This is a genomic window from Bradyrhizobium sp. CCBAU 53338 (genome assembly GCF_015291665.1).
GTDB lineage: Bacteria > Pseudomonadota > Alphaproteobacteria > Rhizobiales > Xanthobacteraceae > Bradyrhizobium.
Genome location: NZ_CP030048.1, coordinates 3523331 through 3542807 on the forward strand (window position 1 = coordinate 3523331; position 19477 = coordinate 3542807).

Sequence of the window (19477 nt, forward strand, 5' to 3'; positions counted from 1 at the left end):
CTTGCGCGGCCTCGCCCCGATGCTAAAAGCGATGCCAATAAGAAGGATTTTGCCATGATCTCGCTTGCCGACCTCCAGCGCCGCATCGAAGCGGGGGAGCTTTCGCCCGATGACGCCGTCGCCCAGTCACATGCGGCGATCGAGGCCCGGGAGAAGGACATCCGCGCCTTCGTCCGCCACGACAAGTCGGCAAAAGCGCAAACTGCCGGACCCCTGCGCGGCATCGCCGTCGGCATCAAGGACATCATCGATACCGCCAATATGCCGACCGAGATGGGCTCGGAGATCTATCGCGGCTGGCAGCCGCGCGCGGACGCGCCTGTCGTGATGATGCTGAAGCGGGCGGGCGCCACCATCATCGGCAAGACCACGACCACGGCGTTCGCCTCGCGCGATCCGACCCCTACGCTCAATCCGCACAATCCCGGCCACACGCCGGGCGGCTCGTCCTCGGGCTCGGCGGCGGCCGTCGGCGCCGGCATGATCCCGCTGGCGCTGGGCACCCAGACCGGCGGCTCGGTGATCCGTCCCGCCGCCTATTGTGGTGCTGCTGCGATCAAGCCGTCGTTCCGCATGCTGCCGACGGTCGGCGTGAAATGCTATTCGTGGGCGCTCGACACGGTCGGCCTGTTCGGGGCGCGTGCGGAGGATCTCGCGCGCGGACTTCTGGGAATGACCGGCCGCACAGAGTTCGCAGGCATCGCGCCGGCGAAGTCACCGCGCATCGGCGTGGTCAGGCAGGAGTTTGCGGAAGCCGTGGAGCCGGCGGCGGAAGAGGGCCTGCTGGCCGCGATCAAGGCGGCCGAGAAGGCCGGCGCCAGCGTACAGTCGATCGACCTGCCCGAGGCGGTCAAGGAGGCCTGGCGCATCCATCCCATCATTCAGGATTTCGAGGCGCATCGCGCGCTCGCCTGGGAGTTCGACGAACGCCATGACGAGATCGCGCCGATGCTGCGTGCCAGCCTCGATGAGACGGTCGGCCTGACGCCGAAGGAATACGACGATGCGCGCCGGATCGCCCGCCGCGGCCGTCGCGAGCTCGGCGAGCTATTCGAAGGTTTCGACGTGCTGCTGACTTATTCGGCGCCGGGCACCGCGCCGGCCAAGGAGCTCGCCTCGACCGGCTCGCCTCGCTACAACCGGCTGTGGACGCTGATGGGCAATCCTTGCGTCAACGTGCCCACGATGAAGGTCGGCGGCCTGCCGATCGGCGTGCAGGTGATCGCGCGCTTCGGCAACGATCCGGGCGCGCTGGCGGCTGCGTGGTTTCTGGAGAATGCGCTGGCGAGGTCAGGCTAGCGCGGGTTCGGCCGTGGGCAGGGCGCGCCGGGCCTCTGCGCCTGTTGCGCCTTGCCTGACCCAGCGCTCGGCGGCTTCGCGGCCGCTTCGGTGCAGCGTGCGGATGAAGCCTCGGCCGAGATCGGTGGACGAGCGTTGCGCAAGGCCCTCGATCGAATCCTCTGCGGCGATTGTCGATAGCCGCAACGTCGGTGCAGCGTGCGACTGCGCCCACGCGATCGCCGCGATCTCGGCCTTGAGCGCAGCGTTGGCGGCGATTTGGTCGAGACGGCGATCGATCGCGGCGAGGGTGATCGGGACGTAGCTGTCGCGCGTGGGCGTGACCTGGATGAGCAGAAGGTCGGCGGTTGTCGATTGCTGCGCCAGCTTGATCAGCGGCGGATTGCCACCGAAGCCACCATCCCAATACGCCGCGCCGTCGATTTCGACGGCGCAGTGAACCAGCGGCGGGCAGGTCGAGGCGAGCGCAACGTCGGCGGTGATGGCGTCGTTGCCGAAGACCTGCTGCTGCCCGTCGCGGATGCGCGTCGCTGCGATCAGGAGCTTTGGGCATTTTGGATCGCGCAAAGCTGCAAAATTGATGTCGCGCGAGAGGGCTTGCCGGAGCGGGTCGAGATCGAACGGATCGAACTGGCCCGAGCGCAGCGTCGGGCCGAACGCGACGGAGCTTCCGGCCGGCGAGAAACCGCCGACCAGCATCAGCGAGCGGAACGAGGCTTCGTGCATCAGCCGGAGCCAGAACCGGTTCAGGCGATTGCGGGCACCTTCGCGGCCGCCCTCGGCAAGACCGCCAGCGAGCAGCAGCGCGTTGATCGCGCCGGCACTCGCGCCGCTGATCGCGTCGAATGCAATGGATGGCTCTTCAAGTAGCCGTTCGACCACGCCCCAGGTGAAGGCGGCAAACGTGCCGCCACCCTGGAGCGCAAGCGACAGTTTGCGCGGCGGCCATTGAGTGGGGCGAGTCGGCTCGGCGGGCTCGGCCGTCGCGGCCACCGGCGCATGCGCTTGCACGGAGGGGGCCGGCGGCGAAACGGGAGCAGGTTCTGGCGCAGCAGGCGGCGAGGGCACGTCGGACCAGATGCTGGTCGTCAGGAGCAGGCGGCTTGCCGCAGTCTCCTGCGCGCCTTCATCGTGCGTGCCGTCAATCGTCTCGCTCATTCTGAGCAACCGCGTAACGCCATGTCCTGTGCCAGGATGACAGGCATGGAACCGGTTCGCCACTGGCACCTGCCAACCGGACAGAAGTTGCGAACAGCATTTGGGCTATAATGCGAAAGGCCGGCGGCGGTATCCGTACTTTTTCCGGCTTCTGGCTTTAGGTCTTCTCGCCGATGCGGCCTTCTTTTCCTACTTGCAGCCGCTTGATGTTCTCGCGGTGCATGTAGAACAGCAGCAGCGTCAGCACCGCGAACAGGGAGGCCAGTGCGAGGTGGCCGAACCACCACAGGAACAGCGGCGTGATGAACGCCGCCACCAGCGCCGAGAGCGAGGAATAGCGGGTGGTGAAAGCGGTCGCCAGCCACAGCAGGCAGAACACGGCGGCGCCCGGCCAGAACAGGCCGAGCAGGATGCCGATATAGACGGCGACGCCCTTGCCGCCCTTGAATTTGAGCCAGACCGGGAAGAGATGGCCGAGGAAGGCGCCGAGGCCGGCCACCATTGCGGCATTGGGGCCGGCGATGTAGCCCGAGATCACGACCGCCGCGGTGCCCTTGAGCGCGTCGAGCAGCAGGGTCGCCGCGGCGAGGCCCTTGCGGCCCGTGCGCAGCACGTTGGTGGCGCCGATATTGCCGGAGCCGATCGAGCGCAGATCCTGCGTGCCGGCGAGCCTGGTCAGCACCAGCCCGAACGGGACAGAGCCGAGCAGATAGCCGATGACGAAGGCCACCGGCAGGAATGCATCAAACCCCATGTCTGTCTCTCCCCACCTCAGACATGCTCGTACACCGTGCGCCCGCCGACGATGGTCCTGACCGCGCGACCTGTAAAGCGCGCTTCGTCGAACGGGGTGTTCTTGCAGGGCGATTTGAGGTCGGCGGGATCGACCACCCAGGGCACGTCGGGGTCGATCACGACGACGTCGGCCGGCGCGCCGGGGCGCAGGGTTCCGCCCGCTAGCCCGAGCAGTTCAGCCGGCCGTGTCGACATCGCCCGGATCAGGGTCTTGAGGTCGAGTTCGTCATTGTGAACCAGCCGCAAGCCCGCCGGCAGCATGGTCTCGAGGCCGATCGCGCCGGGGGCGGCTTCCGCGAACGGCAGGCGCTTGACCTCGACGTCCTGGGGATTGTGGTCGGACATGATGACGTCGACGAGGCCGGATGCCACCGCTTCCACCAGCGCGCGGCGGTCGTCCTCGGTGCGCAGCGGCGGCGAGACCTTCAGGAACGAGCGATAGGGGCCGATGTCGTTCTCGTTCAACGCAAGATGGTTGATAGAGACGGAGGCGCTGACGGCAAGGCCGGCTTCGCGGGCGCGCTTCAGGATCTCGAGCGACTCGATGCACGACAGCGAAGCGGCGTGATAACGGCCGCCGGTCAGCGCGACCAGGCGCATGTCGCGTTCGAGCATCACGGCCTCGGCGGCCTTCGGGATGCCCATCAGGCCGAGGCGCGAGGCGAACTCGCCCTCGTTCATCACGCCTTCGCCGACCAGATCGGGGTCCTCGGTGTGATGCACGATCAGCGCGTCGAAATCGCGGGCGTAGGTCAGCGCGCGCCGCATCACCTGCGAATTGGTCACGCTGCGGTCGCCATCGCTGAAGGCCAGGGCGCCGGCGGCCTTGAGCAGGCCGAACTCGGTCATTTCCTCGCCGCGCATGCCCTTGGTCAGCGCGGCCATCGGCTGGATGTTGACGATCGCGGTGTCGCGCGCGCGGCGCATCACGAAATCGACGGTCGCCGAATTGTCGATGACCGGCGAGGTGTCGGGCTGGCAGATGATGGTGGTGATGCCGCCGGTCGCGGCTGCCTGGCTCGCAGAGGCAAAGGTCTCGCGATGGCTGAAGCCGGGCTCGCCGACGAAGGCGCGCATGTCGATCAGGCCGGGCGCGACGATCTTGCCCGAACAGTTGATGACGTCGGTTCCTTCGGGGACGCCGGCGGCTCCAATGCCGCGGCGGGTCTCGCGGATGATGCCGTCGGCAATCAGGACGTCGCCGGGGCCGTCGAAATCGCGGGACGGATCGACGACGCGAGCGTTGGCGAGCAGGATCGGGCGGCGGTCGGTCAGCATGGGCATCACGCGTTCGGCAGGTTACGGGCGAGCGCTTCCAGCACCGCCATGCGCACGGCAACACCCATCTCCACCTGTTCGCGGATCAGGGATTGTGCGCCGTCGGCAACCGCAGTGTCGATCTCGACGCCGCGGTTCATGGGGCCGGGATGCATCACCAGCGCGTCGGGCTTGGCGTAGCCGAGCTTCTTCTGGTCGAGCCCGAAATAGTGGAAATATTCAGAGGTCGACGGCACGAAGGAGCCGTTCATACGCTCGCGCTGGAGCCGCAGCATCATGACGATGTCGGCCCCGTTGAGGCCCTCGCGCATGTCGCGCGCGACCTCGACGCCCATCCGCTCGATGCCGGGCGGCAGCAGCGTGGAGGGGCCGACGACGCGAACGCGGGCGCCCATCGTGTTGAGCAGGATGATGTTGGAGCGGGCGACCCGCGAATGCAGCACGTCGCCGCAGATCGCGACCACGAGGCCTTCGATCCGGCTCTTGTTGCGGCGGATGGTGAGCGCGTCGAGCAGCGCCTGGGTCGGATGCTCATGCGCGCCGTCGCCGGCATTGATCACGGAACCGTCGACCTTGCGGGCCAGCAGTTCCACGGCGCCGGAGGCATGATGGCGCACCACCAGGATGTCAGGGTGCATGGCGTTGAGCGTCATCGCGGTGTCGACCAGCGTCTCGCCCTTCTTGATGGACGAGGAGGACACCGACATGTTCATGACGTCGGCGCCCAGCCGTTTGCCGGCGAGCTCGAACGAGGACTGGGTTCGGGTGGAGGCCTCGAAGAAGAGGTTCACCTGCGTCCGTCCGCGCAGGACGGTGCGCTTCTTGTCAACCTGGCGGTTGAGCTCGACGTATTCTTCGGACAGGTCGAGGAGGCCGGTGATGTCGGCCGCGGAAAGGCCCTCGATGCCCAGCAAATGCCGGTGGCCGAGGACGAAGGTCGATTTCGATGTCATTAAAGCCAGAGCTATAGGCGGGGATGGCGGGGTGGGCAAGGGCCAATCGGCGGAAGGCGAGTTATCCCCTGATCTGTAGCCTTGTCGTCATCCTTGCCGTCATTCCGGGGCGATGCGAAGCATCGACCCCGGAATCTCGAGATTCCGGGTCTGGTCCTTCGGACCATCCCGGAATGACGAAGGGAATTGCGGATGCATTTCGTTAAATCAATTCGATTGGCAATCATCGCGATCGCTGCTGCTTCATCCGCCCACGCCCAATCGCTCCCCGGCGGATTCGTCTATCTGCGCGATGTCGATCCCAGCATCGTCCAAGACATCCGCTACGCCACCTCGAGCAATTTCGTCGGCCGTCCGCTCGCCGGCTACGGCGCGGGCGAATGCGTGGTGAAGCGCGAAGTCGGGTTGCGGCTGAGGGCGGTTCAGCAGGATCTCGCCGCGCAGCAGCTGTCGCTCAAGATGTTCGACTGCTACCGGCCGGCGCGCGCCTCGCTCGACATGGTGAGGTGGTCGCAGAACGGCCACGAGACGGCGGCCGACCGGCGCTACAATCCGCGGATTCCCAAGACAGAACTGTTTCGCCTCGGCTATATCGCGAGCCACTCGCAGCATTCGACGGGGGCCGCGCTCGATCTCACGCTGGTCGATCTCAAGGCGGACAATTCCGCCAAGATCGATCCCTCGAAGGCCTACGCCGATTGCACGGCGCCGGTCGCGGAGCGGCTGCCGGAAGGCAGCGTGGATATGGGCACGGGCTATGATTGCACGGATGCAATGGGGCATACCGCAGCACCATCGATCACACGGGATCAGCGCGCCTGGCGCAAGCGGCTGGTGGCTGCGATGGCGAAGCAAGGCTTTGTGAACTATTCGAAGGAGTGGTGGCATTTTTCCCTGCCGGGGGCGGGCGGGGCGGCCTATGATTTCCCGATCCAGCCGCGACGGAACTGATTCCGGCCCGAGACACGCCATGACCCAGCCGAGTTTCGCAACCCACGAGGTCTTCAACCAGTCGCCGCCTTTCGAGGATGTCGACCTGTTCGCCGTGGACCGCCCGCTGGTCGAGGCAGTCAAGGCCAATGGCGGCGCAGCGGCAGAGCAGGAGCTGTCCGAGTTCGGCAAGCATTGGGGCTCCGCGGCGATGGCCGATCGCGGCCGCGTCGCGAACGAGAATTCGCCAAAGCTGCGCACCTTCGATGCCAAGGGCAATCGCCGCGACCAGGTCGAGTTTCACCCCGGCTATCATGAACTGATGGCGCACAGCGCGCATGCCGGCTTGCACAATTCGACCTGGACCGCGGACGGGAAGCCTGCCGGTGGTGCCGCCGAAGTCATCCGCGCCGCAAAATTCTACATCGCCTCGCAGGTCGAGACCGGTCACCTCTGTCCGATCACGATGACGCGCGCCTCTGTTGCTGCCTTGGCGATGCAGCCGGACGTGCTCGCGCGCGTGATGCCGGTGCTGTCGACCAGGAGCTACGATCCCAGCTTCGCGCCGTGGTGGGAGAAGCGCGGCATGACGCTCGGCATGGGCATGACCGAGAAGCAGGGCGGCACCGACGTGCGCGCCAACATGACGCGCGCGGCGCGCGACGGGCACGCCTACCGCATCACCGGCCACAAATGGTTCATGTCGGCGCCGATGTGCGATGCGTTCCTGGTGCTGGCGCAGGCCGAGCAGGGACTGACCTGCTTCTTCATGCCGCGCTTTGCGCCTGACGGATCGGTCAACGCGATCCAGTTCCAGCGGCTGAAGGACAAGCTCGGCAACCGCTCCAATGCGTCCTCGGAAGTCGAGTTCGTCGGCGCCCATGCCGAACGCGTCGGCGAGGAGGGCAAGGGCATCCGCACCATCATCCAGATGGTGCAGCTGACGCGGCAGGATTGCGCGATCGCCTCGGTGGGCTTGATGCGCTCGGGGCTCGCGCATGCGCTGCATCACGCTCGCCACCGCAGCGTGTTCCAGAAGCATCTGGCCGATCAGCCCTTGATGCAGGCCGTGCTGTCCGACATGGCGCTGCATGTCGAGGCGAGCACCGCGCTGGTGATGCGGCTCTGCCGCGCCTTCGACCGCACGCCGCAAGATGCGGCGGAGGCCGCCTACATGCGGCTGCTGACGCCCGCGATCAAATACTGGACCTGCAAGAGTGCACCGCCGTTTCTTTTCGAGGCGATGGAGTGCCTCGGCGGCAACGGCTATGTCGAGGACGGCATTCTGGCGCGCCACTACCGGGAGTCGCCGGTCAACGCGATCTGGGAAGGCTCGGGCAACGTGATGTGCCTCGACGTGCTCCGCGCGCTCTCGCGCGAGCCGGAGGCGGCGATGGTCGTGCTGCAGGCGCTTTCGGCCGAGACGAAAGGCCTGCCCGGAGCAGGCGAGGCGGCCGCCTTCATCGGCAAGACCTTCCGCCGCGCCGACAGCGAGCGCGTCGCGCGGCTCGCGGTGGAGAAGCTGGCGCTGCTGGCTGCTGCCGCCGCGCTCAACGGCGTTTCACCGCACAGCGCCGAACTGTTCGCGGCAACGCGTCTTGCCGCCAATCATGCCAGCATGTACGGCGCAGTCGAGCTCGACAGCGGCGATGTGCGTGCGCTGCTGGAGCGTGCGCTGCCATGATTATTCATCCGTCATTCCGGGGCGCCCAAAGGGTGAGGCTGGAATCTCGCGCTTCCGGGTTCGGTCCTTCGGACCGCCCCGGAATGACGGTGTGAACCTAACGAAAGCCTCTCGATGGATTCTCTCAATCCCGACCACCCGCCGTTCACGGAGATGCCCGCGCCGCCGCGCGTCTGGAATTTCTGGGGCACCGCGCTGTGGGGTCTGTTCGTCTTCGTCGCGATGTTCGTCGGCCAGGTCGGCGCGATCCTGGTGTTGATTGCGATGCGCGGTGTGCCGCTCGACATGGGCTCGATCCAGTCGGTCGGCCGCGAGCCGCAGGCGCTGGCACTATCGGTGATCATGGGGCTGCCTGCGACGCTCGCGGCGGTGTGGCTCGCCATCCGGATCAAGAAGGCATCCTTCGTCGAATACCTCGCACTGCACTGGCCGACCTGGCGGCAGCTTCTGCTTGGAGCCGCCGGCCTCATCGTGGTCGTCATGGCCTGGGAGGTGGCATCGCGATCCCTGGGCCGTGAAGCGACACCGGGCTTCATGACCGATCTGCTGAAATCGGGTCGTGACAAGGGTGCTGCCATGTTGCTGCTGATCGCCTTCAGCGTGGCGGCGCCGATGTCGGAAGAGGTGCTCGCGCGCGGCTTCCTGTTCCGCGGCTGGTCGGCGAGCTTCCTGCGTGTGCCCGGCGCGATCATCCTGTCGTCACTGGTGTGGACGGCGGTGCATCTGCAATACGATTTGTACTTCCTCGCCGAGGTGTTCTCGATCGGACTGTGGTTCGGCTACATGCGCCACCGTGCCAACTCACTGTGGCTCACCATCGTGCTGCATGCGCTGAACAACATGACAGCGGTGGTGCTGACGATGTGGCTGGGGGAGTGAGGGCGGAATTTGCTCGCGAAGGGCCGCCGCTCATCAAGCGGCTGGTCGTCTTGCCATGCCATATGATAGGTGGAACCAGGTCCGATCCCCGCGGATAGGTTGTTCACTTATGTCAGAGCTCCCTCATTTTCCGTCAGCCATGGGCTCGCCGCGGCCTCCAAGGACGTGGGATTTCATGGAGACGCTGCTCGTTGCTCTCATCGCTTATGCCGTTCAAACTCTGACATTGAAATTTGCCCTGAACGCGATGTGGGACTTGCGCCAAATCGTGACGCAATTCTCGTTGGCACAGGTGCGGGTAGGGTTTGCCGTTATTTTCGCGTGTCCGGCGACAATGGTCGTGTTCTGGATTGCGACACGCATGGCCAACCAAAGGTTCGCTGACTACCTCGCTTTGAGCTGGCCGACTTCACATGAATTGGTAATTGCGCTCGCTCTCACGGCGGCACTTCTCTTGGCTGAATCTCTCGCTTGGCCCATTCTCAATAGATGGGAATTGACTGCCTCCGATCATTCTTTCTCGAGCTCGCCGGACGGATTGCTGATTTACTTGATGGGCGGGTGCATTGCCGCGCCAATCACGGAGGAGCTCGCCTTCCGCGGCTTTATCTTTCGCGGTTGGTCGCAATCATTTCTGCACCCACGAGGTGCCATCGCACTGACGGCCGTCGCGTGGGCATTACTCCACACTCAATATAATTGGCTCGGCCAGGCTTCGGTGTTCGCCGGCGGGTTGCTCCTTGGATACATACGCTGGCGCAGCAATTCGACTTGGCTGACAGTCATGATGCATTCGGGAGTCAACATCATCATGTTCCTCAGAGGTGGTGTCTACGTCTAGCGCTCACGCCACCAGCGCGATCGCAATCGGCATGGTGATCACCGCCAAGATCGTCTGCAGTGTGATGATCTGCGCCAGCAGCGGCGCGTCGCCGCCCATCTGGCGGGCCAGCACATAGGCGCTGGGTGAGGTCGGCACCGCCGCGCAGATCGCGACGATCGCAAGGTTGGTGCCCGTCAGCCCGAACCAGACGGCGAGCGCCAGCGCGAGCACCGGCATCAGCGCCAGCTTGAATGCGACACCGATGGTCACGCCAAGGCTTGGACGGAACAGGCCCTTGAGCTGCAGGCCGGCGCCGGTGACGAGCAGGCCAATCGCGAGCGAGGAACGGCCGAGCGCGTCGGCAACCTCGTGCCAGATCTTTGGCAACGGCAAATGGACGACGTTGATGAAGAGGCCGATGACGCAGGCCCAGATCAGGGGATTGCGGATCACCGTCATGGCGATGGCACGCGCGGACTGCTTCTCTGGCGACGCGTAATGTGCGAGCACGGCCACGCTGAACACGTTGACCAGCGGGATGATCGCGACCATTGCCACCGAGGCCAGCGCCAGCCCGACATCGCCATACAAATTGGCCGACACGGAGAGGGCCACGTAGGTCTGCCAGCGCGTCGCGCCCTGGAAGATCGACGTGAAGGCGGGGCCGTCGATGTCGAGCCGCGCCAGCACCGGGCGCAGCGCCAGGCAGAGCAGAGACATCGCCAGCGCCGACAGCAGCAGCGCGCCGCCGACGCCGGCGACCGGCACTTTTGACAGATCGGCCTTCACCAGCGTCTGGATCAAGAGCATCGTGAACAGTACGAAATAGGTCAGCCGCTCCAACCCGTGCCATTGCGTGTCGAGCCGCATCAGGCTGTGCCGGAGCACGACGCCGAGCACGATGAGGATGAAGACCGGCAGCAGCGCCGCGATCACGACGGCCATGGATCAGCCATTCTCCGACGTCGAGCGAAGATTGGCGAGGCGGTCGAGCGCGCCCTGCAGGATGAAGATCGCGGCGTGCTCGTCGATCACCTCGGCGCGCTTGGCGCGGCTGACATCCATGCCGATAAGCTCGCGCTCGACCGCTGCGGTCGACAGGCGCTCGTCCCAGAGGCCGATCGGGAGCGTTGTCAGGTTGGCCAGATTGCGGGCAAAAGCCCGGGTCGACTGCGCCCGCGGGCCCTCGCTGCCGTCCATGTTGATGGGCAGGCCAAGCACGAAGCCGACGACCTTTCGCTCGGTGGCGATGGCGAGCAGTCGCGCCGCGTCCTGCTTGAACTGCTTGCGCTGGATGGTCTCGACACCGGTCGCCAGCCGCCGGTCCGGATTGGACACGGCAACGCCGATGGTCTTGGTGCCCAAATCAAGGCCGATCAGCCCGCCACGTTCGGGCCAATGGGTTGCAGCATCAACGAGGGGCAGGATAAGAGCCGGCATGGAATTAGCGCATAACATGCGTCGCGCCGCGGAGTGAACCCTGAACGATGGATGCACTGACACTATTCGGCTTGTTTGCCGTCACCGCGATGCTGGTCACTTACGCGATGGAGGACCGCAGCCATTGGTTCGTGCTGCTGTTCGCCGCCTCCTGCGCACTCGGCTCGGCCTATGGCTTCCTGCAAGGCGCCTGGCCGTTCGGCCTGGTCGAGGCGATCTGGGCCCTGGTTGCGCTGCGGCGGTGGTGGCTCAGGCCGCGATGATCTCGTCGTCCCCTGTCAGACAGGAGCGGAAGCCTTGAAGCGCGCTGGTTTGATGGCCGGCGCGGCGCTGGATGAACAGCGTCTCGACGCGCGCATGGGACGGGCTCAATGCATGCATCGTCACGCTGGAGTTCATCGTGCTGCGTTCGACGACGGCGCGGGGCAGCAGCGTCACGCCCATGTCGGCGGCGACGCAGCCGATCATGCCGTCGAGTGTGCCGAGCTCGAAGCGCATTGCGGACGGCCAGCCGAACTCGACAAAGATCTGCTCGAGGCGCTGGCGGTAGGTGCAGCCGGTGCGGAACACCAGCGCGGTCGGGCCTGACTCGGGCGTGCCGGCGCGCAACTCGGCCAGCGAGGACCAGCGCCGCGCGCTGACCAGCACCAGCTCTTCGCGGAACACGCTTGTCGTGGCGAGGTCGGCATGCGTGATGGGGCCGGCGACGAAGGCGCCGTCGAGCGTGCCTTCGAGCACGGCGGCGACGAGATCGGCGGTCGGCGACGTGCGGAGGCTGAGGCGCACGGCCGGGAAACGGCGGTGGAAATCGGCGAGCAACGGCGGCAGCCGCACCGCGGCCGTCGTCTCCATCGAGCCGATCGCAAGCGGTCCCTTCGGCTCGCCATCATCGCGCGCCGCGAGGACGGCTTCGCGCGATAGCGCGGCCATCCGTTGCGCGTAGGGGAGGAGGCGCTTGCCGGCGCCGGTCAGCGCCATGCCGCGGCTGTGGCGCTCGAACAGCGGCGTGCCGATCTCGGCCTCCAGAGACTTGATGCGCTGGGTGACGTTGGATTGCACCGTGTTGAGCTCTTCGGCGGCGCGGGTGATGCCGCCGGTGCGGGCGACCGCGGCGAAGGTCTGGATGTCACTCAGTTCCATGGTGTCGTTTCGCTTTTGTGATGGCAGCGTTCGCAAGAATTCATTTTTCGAGAATGCTAGTTGCACCTAATCTCCGTGTCCAGAGCGGGAGATCCCATGCCAATCACGACGCCGTTGACGGAGCTTCTCGGGATCAGGCATCCGATCCTGCTGGCGCCGATGGATATCGTCGCCGGCGGTCGCCTGGTGACGGCCGTGAGCCGTGCCGGCGGATTTGGCATTCTGGGCGGCGGCTATGGCGAGAAGGCGTGGCTGGTGCAGGAGACGGCGAAGCTCGCGGCATTAGATGCGCCGTTCGGGATCGGCTTCATCACCTGGAGCCTCGCCAAACGACCCGAACTTCTCGATGTCGCGCTCGCAGCAAAGCCGTCCGCGATCATGCTCTCGTTCGGCGATCCCGCGCAGTTCGCCGCGAAAATCAAATCAGCCGGCGCGCGGTTGATCTGCCAGGTGCAGGACGAGGCGATGGCGCGGCAGGCGCTCGATGCCGGCGCCGACATTCTGGTCGCGCAGGGGACAGAGGCGGGCGGCCACGGCGCCTCGCGCACCACCATCGATCTCGTACCTGCCATTGTCGATCTGGCCGTCGGCCGTGTGCCTGTGGTGGCGGCCGGCGGCATCGCCGACGGGCGCGGATTCGCCGCCATGATGATGCTGGGCGCGAGCGGCGTGCTACTCGGCACGCGCTTCTATGCCAGCCTGGAGGCCGATGGTGCTGATGAGGCCAAGCGGCGCATCTGCGCGGCGAACAGCGGCTCCACGGTCCGCGGCATCGTCTTCGATCTCTCGCGCAATAATGTGTGGCCGGCTCCGTTCACGGGACGGTGTCTGGTCAACGACCACGCCCGTCGCTGGATCGGGCGCGAGGTCGAGCTGATGCAGAATGTCGCCGCAGTCGCGGCGGAGTATGCGGCCGCGAAAGTCTCGGGCGATTTTGATATTGCCGCGGTCATTGCGGGAGAAGCGGTCGGCCTGATCCATGATATTCCACCGGCGGCCGAGATCGTCGAACGGATTGCGTCCGAGGCCGAACAGTTGCTGGCCGGCCGACGCAACTCCATCGCCTCGCTCGCCTGAACCAGGAGAGACCCACCATGTGGCCCGACCGTCGACTGATCGATCTTTTCAAGACCGAATTCCCGATCGTGCTGGCGCCGATGGCTGGTGTGATGGATGCCGAGCTGGTGATCGCGGTGGCTGAAGGCGGCGGGCTCGGCTCGCTGCCGAGCGCGATGCTGTCACCGGAGAAGGCGCGCGAGCAGGTCAACATCATTCGCCAGCGCGTCAAGGCGCCGGTGAACATGAATTTCTTCTGCCACACGCCGGTCGATCTCACGCCGGAGGCCGAAGCGCACTGGAAGAGGCGGCTCGCGGGCTACTACACCGAGCATGGACTCGATCCGGCGGCGCCGATCAATGCGGCCAACCGGGCACCGTTCGATGTCGCCTTCTGCGAGGTCGTCGAGGAGCTGAAGCCGGAGATCGTCAGCTTCCATTTCGGCCTGCCGGAGCAAGCGCTGCTCAAGCGCGTCAAGGCGGCGGGCTGTCTCGTCATCTCGTCTGCTACGACGGTGAAGGAGGCGGTCTGGCTCGAACAGCGCGGCGTTGATGCCGTGATTGCCCAGGGCGCCGAAGCGGGCGGCCATCGCGGCATGTTCCTGACCGACAAGATTGCGGAGCAGCCCGGCACCTTTGCGCTGGTGCCGCAGGTTGCCGATGCCGTGAAGGTGCCCGTCATCGCGGCGGGCGGCATCGCGGACGGGCGCGGCATCGCCGCGGCCTTCGCGCTCGGTGCCTCCGGCGTGCAGGTCGGCAGCGCCTATCTGCGCTGTCCCGAGTCCAAGGTCAGCGCAGGCGGCCGCAAGGCGCTGGCCGAGGCGCGGGACGATTCCACCGTCATCACCAACGTCATGACCGGCCGCCCGGCGCGCGGCGTGCAGAACCGCCTGATGCGCGAGGCCGGCCCGATCTCGCCGGATGCGCCGCCGTTTCCTCATGCGGCTACCGCGCTGGGGCCGCTCAAGGCGGCGGCCGAAAAGCAGGGCAAGGTGGACTTCACCAACCTGTGGGCTGGGCAGGCCGTGGCGCTGGGCCGCGAGGTCCCTGCGGCCGAATTGACCCGGGATTTCGCCAAATCGGCGCTGGCGCGCCTCCGCCAGATGGCCGGGTAGCGTCCGCCGCCGGTTGCGGCGCAAAACCGGCCTCTGCTATACGGCACATGAGTTTTGCCGTGAGAGGCCTTATATAATGTCCGTCGACGCCGCTACCGTCCGCCGCATCGCGCATCTGGCGCGCATTGCGGTTTCCGAGGACGAGGTTCCGCATCTGCAAGGCGAGCTTAACGCCATGCTCGCCTTTGTCGAGCAGCTCTCGGAGGTCGATGTCGAGGGCGTGGAGCCGATGACCTCGGTCACCCCGATGCAGATGAAGAAGCGGCAAGACGTGGTCAACGACGGCGAGATCGCCGACGATATCGTTGCCAACGCGCCTGCGACCGAAGGTCACTTCTTTCTCGTGCCCAAAGTCGTCGAGTAACTGTTAGGACGCCGTGCGATGTGCCTGCTTTGCGACGATGAGAAGGCCTATCAGGCCTACATGAACTACCTCGACAAGATGGAGCGGCAGGGCAAGGCTGCCGATCCCAATGTCGCCGTCAACGCCGTGCTCGACGAAATGCAAGCCGCCGCGAACGCGGCCGCCAAAAAAGACGACCCGGCCAACGACAAGACCCTGTCTCCGTTCTTCTGCAGCCCGATCAATAAATGACCGATTTGACATCGCTGACGCTCGCCGAGGCCCGCAAGGGTCTCGCCGACAAGACTTTCACGTCGCTCGAGCTGACCGACGCGCATCTTTCCGCGATCGAGAAGGCGCGCGTGCTCAATGCCTTCGTGATGGAGACGCCCGACCAGGCGCGCAGCATGGCGCGCGAGGCGGACGCCAGGATCGCCAAGGGGGACGCCGGCCCGCTCGCCGGCATCCCGCTCGGCATCAAGGACCTGTTCGCGACCAGGGGCGTGCGCACCACGGCGTGCTCGAAGATCCTCGGCAATTTCGTGCCGACCTACGAGTCCACCGTCACCTCGCAGCTCTGGCGCGATGGTGCCGTGATGCTCGGCAAGCTCAACAATGACGAGTTCGCGATGGGCTCGGCGAACGAGACCTCGTGCTTCGGTCCCGTCGGCAATCCCTGGCGGCGTGAGGGGAGCAACACGACTCTGGTGCCGGGCGGCTCGTCCGGCGGCTCGGCCTCGGCCGTCGCCGCGCTGCTGTGCATGGGCGCGACCGCGACCGACACCGGCGGCTCGATCCGCCAGCCGGCCGCGTTCACCGCCACCGTCGGCATCAAGCCGACCTATGGCCGCTGCTCGCGGTGGGGCATCGTCGCCTTCGCGTCCTCGCTCGACCAGGCTGGTCCGATCGCGCGCAGCACGCGCGATGCAGCCATGCTGCTGCGCTCGATGGCCGGCCACGATCCGAAGGATACGACGTCGGTCGACATTGCCGTGCCTGACTACGAGGCTGCGATCGGCAAGTCCGTGAAGGGCATGAAGATCGGAATCCCCAGGGAGTATCGTCTCGACGGCATGCCGGCCGAGATCGAGAAGCTCTGGAGCGAGGGCGCAGCCTGGCTGAAGGCGGCCGGCGCAGAACTGGTCGAGGTGTCGCTGCCCCACACCAAGTACGCGCTGCCGGCCTATTACATCGTGGCGCCGGCGGAGGCCTCGTCGAACCTCGCGCGCTACGACGGCGTCCGCTACGGCCTCCGCGAGCAGGCCAAGAACATCATCGAGCTCTACGAGAATACCCGCGCCGAAGGATTTGGCGCCGAGGTGCGCCGCCGCGTCATGATCGGCACCTATGTGCTCTCGGCCGGCTATTACGACGCCTATTATCTGCGCGCCCAGAAGGTGCGCACGCTGATCAAGAGGGACTTTGAGGATTGCTTCGCCAAGGGCATCAACGCGATCCTGACCCCGGCGACGCCGTCGGCAGCCTTCGGCATCGGCGAGAAGGGCGGTGCCGATCCCGTCGAGATGTACCTCAACGACATCTTCACGGTGACGGTGAACATGGCGGGCCTGCCGGGCATCGCCGTGCCCGCCGGCAAGGATAGCCAGGGCCTGCCGCTCGGCCTGCAACTGATCGGCCGTCCGTTCGAGGAGGAGACGCTGTTCTCGCTCGGCGAGGTGATCGAGCAGGCGGCAGGCCGCTTCACACCCGCGAGGTGGTGGTGAATGCCGCCGACTTCATCGCAAGCCTCGACGGCGCGGCGCCCGCGCCTGGCCTGACCGCGCCGCTCGCCGGTCTCTGGTGGGCGGCGAAGGGCGACTGGGACGAGGCGCACAGGATAGTTCAGGACGACACCAGCCGCGACGCTGCCTGGGTGCACGCCTATCTGCACCGCGTCGAAGGTGATCTCGGCAATGCCGGCTACTGGTACCGGCAGGCCGGTAAGCCTGCGGCAAAGGATTCATTGGAAGCGGAGTGGGAGCTGATCGCTGTCACGCTGCTCGGGAGCACAACATGAGCACGGCCACGCACAAGCTTCTCAAGGGAGCCACCGGCGATTGGGAGATGGTCATCGGCATGGAGATCCATGCCCAGGTGACGTCGAACTCAAAGCTGTTCTCGGGGGCGTCGACCGCATTCGGCGGTGAGCCGAACACCCATGTGTCGCTCGTCGATGCCGCGATGCCGGGCATGCTGCCCGTGATCAACGAGGAATGTGTCAGGCAGGCTGTCCGGACCGGGCTCGGGCTCAACGCAAAGATCAATCTGCGTTCGGTGTTCGACCGGAAGAACTATTTCTATCCGGACCTGCCGCAGGGCTACCAGATCAGCCAGTACAAGTCGCCCGTGGTGGGCGAGGGCGAAGTTCTGGTCGAACTCGACGGCGGCCGCAGCGTTTCGGTCGGCATCGAGCGGCTGCATCTCGAGCAGGACGCCGGCAAGTTGCTGCACGACCGGTCGCCGACGATGACCAATGTGGATCTCAACCGCTCCGGCGTCGCGCTGATGGAGATCGTCTCCAAGCCCGACATCCGCGATGCCGAGCAGGCCAAGGCCTACGTGACCAAGCTCCGCTCGATCCTGCGCTATCTCGGCACCTGCGACGGCGACATGGAGAAGGGGAGCTTGCGCGCCGACGTCAACGTCTCCGTTCGCAAGCCCGGCGCACCGCTCGGCACCCGCTGCGAGATCAAGAACATGAACTCGATTAACTTCATCGGCCAGGCGATCGAGTTCGAGGCGCGCCGCCAGATCGAAATTCTCGAGGATGGTGGTGCGATCGACCAGGAGACGCGGCTCTACGACCCCAACAAGGGCGAGACGCGCTCGATGCGCTCGAAGGAAGAGGCGCACGACTACCGCTACTTCCCCGATCCGGATCTGCTGCCGCTCGAGTTCTCGCAAAGCTTCGTCGACGAGCTGAAGGCGAAGCTGCCGGAACTGCCGGACCAGAAGAAGGCGCGCTTTGTCGCAGACTTCGGCCTGTCGGCTTACGACGCGAGCGTTCTCGTCGCCGAGCGCGAGAGCGCGGTGTTCTATGAGACGGTGCTCGACAAGCTCGCCGACCGCGCCCGCGACGGCAAGATGGCGGCGAACTGGGTGATCAACGAGCTGTTCGGCCGCCTCAACAAGGAAGGCCGGGATATTACGGGCTCTCCCGTCACGTCCGAGCAGCTCTCAGGGATCATCGACCTGATCGGCGAGGGGACGATATCAGGCAAGATCGCCAAGGATCTGTTCGAGATCGTCTGGCAGGAGGGCGGCGACCCGCGTGCGCTGGTCGAAAGCCGCGGCATGAAGCAGGTCACGGATCTTTCGGCGATCGAAAAGGTTGTCGACGACATCATCGCGGCCAATCCCGACAAGGCCGCGCAGGTGAAGGACAAGCCGCAGTCGCTCGGCTGGTTCGTCGGCCAGGTGATGAAGTCTTCAGGCGGCAAGGCGAACCCGCAAGCGGTCAACGAACTGCTCAAGTCCAAGCTCGGCGTCTGATCTCGCGCGTTCGGACGATGTGGCGACGCGCTTCGTCACCTCGCTTCGCGTCGCGATGCGGCGCTCGCACGCGTCATCGACGGCAATCATCATCGCTCAAGGGCGCGCAGCGCCACCGAATCGCAGGTCGCGCGATTCGCTCGAAACGGCGACTTGCTCGCGCTCTGGCGAGCGCTTCCGCCGTTAAGCATGAAAATAATTTCGTTGCCAAAACTTCCGACTCAGAGTCCGCGACTCCGTCTCGCGACGCCATCGCGCGCTTCGCGGTGTCCGTCGTCGCGCTGATCGCATGTGGTGCGCGTGCGCAGAATCATCCTTGCTGCATAGTGTTTTCCTGCAATCGTTGCGCTCGACGACGTCGATGTTGCGAGATGCATCTGCAATCGCAGACGCATGTCGCTGCCGACGGGCAAATCAAGCGCGGCTGTCGCACGCTCGCCACGTCGTCAACACTTCCTTAAGTGAGAAGATGTTTTTTTCGTCGTGTTGGTGTATTCGGGGTGAGTGCATTCGATCCCCGAATGCGCGCAGCGATTAAAGCCATCTCACACATCGGAGGGCAACATGGCCAAGAAAGCGAAGAAGGCGAAGAAGGCGAAGAGCGCAGTGAAGAAGACTGCGAAGAAGACCCGCAAGGTCGCGAAGAAGAAGAAGTAACTTCGCTTCTGAAGTTGCCGGCTCTTCGTAGCCGGCACGTCATCAGCGCCTTTCGGGGTTCTGGTCGACGATAGAGGGTGTCGGCGAGACATCAGGTCAACGGTCGGATCGTCAGCTTCGCGAGCTTGCTCGTCAAAGTCCGGTCCGGCAGAAGAAACAAGTTTTCTTCGTTCGGTGCGGGTCTCCTTCAAAAAGGGCTCCGCAATTCCACAAGCGGCCTTCGGGCTCATTTGGAATCTGGTCCTGACGTGTTCGCCGACGCCCTCGTTCCCTGAGGCCGGGGTATTGCCGGCAATCCCTTTTCCCCACATTGTTGATCTGATCGCGACGCAGCCGCATGATCTCGGCCGCGGTGCTTCAGCCGTTCTGCCCTGAGGCAGGCGAGGGCTGAGGCCCGGTTGCGCGTTGTTTGCGCGACGCTCCTCCATGCGCGGT

At 65.4% G+C, this 19477-nt stretch carries 20 protein-coding genes; 13 read left to right on the forward strand and 7 right to left on the reverse strand.

Translation table 11 applies throughout. The annotated features are described in order from the left end of the window. Nucleotides 1-54: 54 nt before the first annotated feature. Nucleotides 55-1299 (forward strand): amidase, encoded by a 1245-nt coding sequence (locus XH90_RS16455; RefSeq protein WP_194482419.1) that lies wholly within the window; start codon nt 55-57, stop codon nt 1297-1299. On the opposite strand, the gene XH90_RS16460 is transcribed toward XH90_RS16455, so the two are convergent. The 4 genes from XH90_RS16460 to XH90_RS16475 all read right to left on the reverse strand — a co-directional run bounded on the left by XH90_RS16460 (nt 1291) and on the right by XH90_RS16475 (nt 5483). Further along, nucleotides 1291-2457: a patatin-like phospholipase family protein gene (locus tag XH90_RS16460; RefSeq protein ID WP_194482420.1), complete on the reverse strand. Its 1167-nt coding sequence runs from the start codon at nt 2455-2457 to the stop codon at nt 1291-1293. The genes XH90_RS16455 and XH90_RS16460 overlap by 9 nt on opposite strands. Before the next feature lie 157 nt (nt 2458-2614). Next, complete coding sequence (plsY, locus tag XH90_RS16465; protein WP_194482421.1) at nt 2615-3211, reverse strand: glycerol-3-phosphate 1-O-acyltransferase PlsY; 597 nt, start codon at nt 3209-3211, stop codon at nt 2615-2617. A gap of 17 nt (nt 3212-3228) precedes the next feature. Then, a complete protein-coding gene (locus XH90_RS16470; protein ID WP_194482713.1) occupies nt 3229-4530 on the reverse strand; it encodes a dihydroorotase in 1302 nt (433 codons plus the stop codon). 5 nt (nt 4531-4535) lie between these two features. After that, complete coding sequence (locus XH90_RS16475) at nt 4536-5483, reverse strand: aspartate carbamoyltransferase catalytic subunit (RefSeq protein WP_194482422.1); 948 nt, start codon at nt 5481-5483, stop codon at nt 4536-4538. A 192-nt stretch (nt 5484-5675) separates the two neighbouring features. On the opposite strand from XH90_RS16475, the gene XH90_RS16480 reads away from it, so the two are divergent. The 4 genes from XH90_RS16480 (at nt 5676) to XH90_RS16495 (ending at nt 9817) form a co-directional block, all read left to right on the forward strand. Continuing rightward, complete coding sequence (locus XH90_RS16480) at nt 5676-6434, forward strand: M15 family metallopeptidase (protein ID WP_194482423.1); 759 nt, start codon at nt 5676-5678, stop codon at nt 6432-6434. A 19-nt stretch (nt 6435-6453) separates the two neighbouring features. Continuing rightward, a complete protein-coding gene (locus XH90_RS16485; RefSeq protein WP_194482424.1) occupies nt 6454-8097 on the forward strand; it encodes an acyl-CoA dehydrogenase family protein in 1644 nt (547 codons plus the stop codon). Nucleotides 8098-8211: 114 nt separating this feature from the next. Beyond that, entirely contained in the window at nt 8212-8976 is a 765-nt protein-coding gene (locus XH90_RS16490; protein ID WP_194482425.1) for a CPBP family intramembrane glutamic endopeptidase, read from the forward strand. Nucleotides 8977-9151: 175 nt separating this feature from the next. Beyond that, a complete protein-coding gene (locus XH90_RS16495) occupies nt 9152-9817 on the forward strand; it encodes a CPBP family intramembrane glutamic endopeptidase (RefSeq protein WP_194482426.1) in 666 nt (221 codons plus the stop codon). Nucleotides 9818-9820: 3 nt separating this feature from the next. Here XH90_RS16495 and XH90_RS16500 read toward each other — a convergent pair whose 3' ends face one another. Beyond that, nucleotides 9821-10744: an AEC family transporter gene (locus XH90_RS16500; protein WP_194482427.1), complete on the reverse strand. Its 924-nt coding sequence runs from the start codon at nt 10742-10744 to the stop codon at nt 9821-9823. 3 nt (nt 10745-10747) lie between these two features. After that, nucleotides 10748-11239 (reverse strand): Holliday junction resolvase RuvX, encoded by a 492-nt coding sequence (gene ruvX, locus XH90_RS16505; protein ID WP_194482428.1) that lies wholly within the window; start codon nt 11237-11239, stop codon nt 10748-10750. 47 nt (nt 11240-11286) lie between these two features. Between ruvX and XH90_RS16510 the strand changes: the two genes are divergently transcribed. Continuing rightward, nucleotides 11287-11502 (forward strand): hypothetical protein, encoded by a 216-nt coding sequence (locus tag XH90_RS16510; RefSeq protein WP_194482429.1) that lies wholly within the window; start codon nt 11287-11289, stop codon nt 11500-11502. Here XH90_RS16510 and XH90_RS16515 read toward each other — a convergent pair. After that, nucleotides 11489-12379 carry a LysR family transcriptional regulator gene (locus XH90_RS16515; protein WP_194482430.1) on the reverse strand — a complete coding sequence of 297 codons (891 nt, stop codon included), beginning with the start codon at nt 12377-12379 and terminating at the stop codon, nt 11489-11491. The two genes, XH90_RS16510 and XH90_RS16515, sit on opposite strands and share 14 nt — an antisense overlap. A gap of 96 nt (nt 12380-12475) precedes the next feature. On the opposite strand from XH90_RS16515, the gene XH90_RS16520 reads away from it, so the two are divergent. From XH90_RS16520 to gatB, 7 genes are all read left to right on the forward strand, one after another. Continuing rightward, complete coding sequence (locus tag XH90_RS16520) at nt 12476-13456, forward strand: nitronate monooxygenase family protein (protein WP_194482431.1); 981 nt, start codon at nt 12476-12478, stop codon at nt 13454-13456. A gap of 17 nt (nt 13457-13473) precedes the next feature. Next, on the forward strand, nt 13474-14550 hold the full coding sequence (locus XH90_RS16525) for a nitronate monooxygenase family protein (protein ID WP_194482432.1): 1077 nt from the start codon (nt 13474-13476) through the stop codon (nt 14548-14550). Between the two features lie 76 nt (nt 14551-14626). Further along, nucleotides 14627-14914 carry an Asp-tRNA(Asn)/Glu-tRNA(Gln) amidotransferase subunit GatC gene (gene gatC / locus XH90_RS16530; RefSeq protein WP_194482433.1) on the forward strand — a complete coding sequence of 96 codons (288 nt, stop codon included), beginning with the start codon at nt 14627-14629 and terminating at the stop codon, nt 14912-14914. Nucleotides 14915-14932: 18 nt separating this feature from the next. Beyond that, entirely contained in the window at nt 14933-15145 is a 213-nt protein-coding gene (locus XH90_RS16535; RefSeq protein ID WP_194482434.1) for a hypothetical protein, read from the forward strand. After that, nucleotides 15142-16617, forward strand: a complete 1476-nt coding sequence (gatA, locus tag XH90_RS16540) for an Asp-tRNA(Asn)/Glu-tRNA(Gln) amidotransferase subunit GatA (RefSeq protein ID WP_194482435.1) — start codon at nt 15142-15144, stop codon at nt 16615-16617. Before XH90_RS16535 ends, gatA begins: the two co-directional genes overlap by 4 nt. Beyond that, nucleotides 16608-16910 carry a hypothetical protein gene (locus tag XH90_RS16545; protein WP_194482436.1) on the forward strand — a complete coding sequence of 101 codons (303 nt, stop codon included), beginning with the start codon at nt 16608-16610 and terminating at the stop codon, nt 16908-16910. The genes gatA and XH90_RS16545 overlap by 10 nt, the downstream gene beginning before the upstream one ends. Further along, nucleotides 16907-18385, forward strand: a complete 1479-nt coding sequence (gatB, locus tag XH90_RS16550; protein WP_194482437.1) for an Asp-tRNA(Asn)/Glu-tRNA(Gln) amidotransferase subunit GatB — start codon at nt 16907-16909, stop codon at nt 18383-18385. The genes XH90_RS16545 and gatB overlap by 4 nt, the downstream gene beginning before the upstream one ends. Nucleotides 18386-19477: the final 1092 nt, after the last annotated feature.

Excerpts from the sequence above, each read along its gene's own strand:
- XH90_RS16455 (WP_194482419.1), top strand. The coding sequence starts at position 55 with ATGATCTCGCTTGCCGACCTCCAGCGCCGCATCGAAGCGGGGGAGCTT.
- XH90_RS16460 (WP_194482420.1), bottom strand. The coding sequence starts at position 2,457 with ATGAGCGAGACGATTGACGGCACGCACGATGAAGGCGCGCAGGAGACT.
- plsY (WP_194482421.1), bottom strand. The coding sequence starts at position 3,211 with ATGGGGTTTGATGCATTCCTGCCGGTGGCCTTCGTCATCGGCTATCTG.
- XH90_RS16470 (WP_194482713.1), bottom strand. The coding sequence starts at position 4,530 with ATGCTGACCGACCGCCGCCCGATCCTGCTCGCCAACGCTCGCGTCGTC.
- XH90_RS16475 (WP_194482422.1), bottom strand. The coding sequence starts at position 5,483 with ATGACATCGAAATCGACCTTCGTCCTCGGCCACCGGCATTTGCTGGGC.
- XH90_RS16480 (WP_194482423.1), top strand. The coding sequence starts at position 5,676 with ATGCATTTCGTTAAATCAATTCGATTGGCAATCATCGCGATCGCTGCT.
- XH90_RS16485 (WP_194482424.1), top strand. The coding sequence starts at position 6,454 with ATGACCCAGCCGAGTTTCGCAACCCACGAGGTCTTCAACCAGTCGCCG.
- XH90_RS16490 (WP_194482425.1), top strand. The coding sequence starts at position 8,212 with ATGGATTCTCTCAATCCCGACCACCCGCCGTTCACGGAGATGCCCGCG.
- XH90_RS16495 (WP_194482426.1), top strand. The coding sequence starts at position 9,152 with ATGGAGACGCTGCTCGTTGCTCTCATCGCTTATGCCGTTCAAACTCTG.
- XH90_RS16500 (WP_194482427.1), bottom strand. The coding sequence starts at position 10,744 with ATGGCCGTCGTGATCGCGGCGCTGCTGCCGGTCTTCATCCTCATCGTG.
- ruvX (WP_194482428.1), bottom strand. The coding sequence starts at position 11,239 with ATGCCGGCTCTTATCCTGCCCCTCGTTGATGCTGCAACCCATTGGCCC.
- XH90_RS16510 (WP_194482429.1), top strand. The coding sequence starts at position 11,287 with ATGGATGCACTGACACTATTCGGCTTGTTTGCCGTCACCGCGATGCTG.
- XH90_RS16515 (WP_194482430.1), bottom strand. The coding sequence starts at position 12,379 with ATGGAACTGAGTGACATCCAGACCTTCGCCGCGGTCGCCCGCACCGGC.
- XH90_RS16520 (WP_194482431.1), top strand. The coding sequence starts at position 12,476 with ATGCCAATCACGACGCCGTTGACGGAGCTTCTCGGGATCAGGCATCCG.
- XH90_RS16525 (WP_194482432.1), top strand. The coding sequence starts at position 13,474 with ATGTGGCCCGACCGTCGACTGATCGATCTTTTCAAGACCGAATTCCCG.
- gatC (WP_194482433.1), top strand. The coding sequence starts at position 14,627 with ATGTCCGTCGACGCCGCTACCGTCCGCCGCATCGCGCATCTGGCGCGC.
- XH90_RS16535 (WP_194482434.1), top strand. The coding sequence starts at position 14,933 with ATGTGCCTGCTTTGCGACGATGAGAAGGCCTATCAGGCCTACATGAAC.
- gatA (WP_194482435.1), top strand. The coding sequence starts at position 15,142 with ATGACCGATTTGACATCGCTGACGCTCGCCGAGGCCCGCAAGGGTCTC.
- gatB (WP_194482437.1), top strand. The coding sequence starts at position 16,907 with ATGAGCACGGCCACGCACAAGCTTCTCAAGGGAGCCACCGGCGATTGG.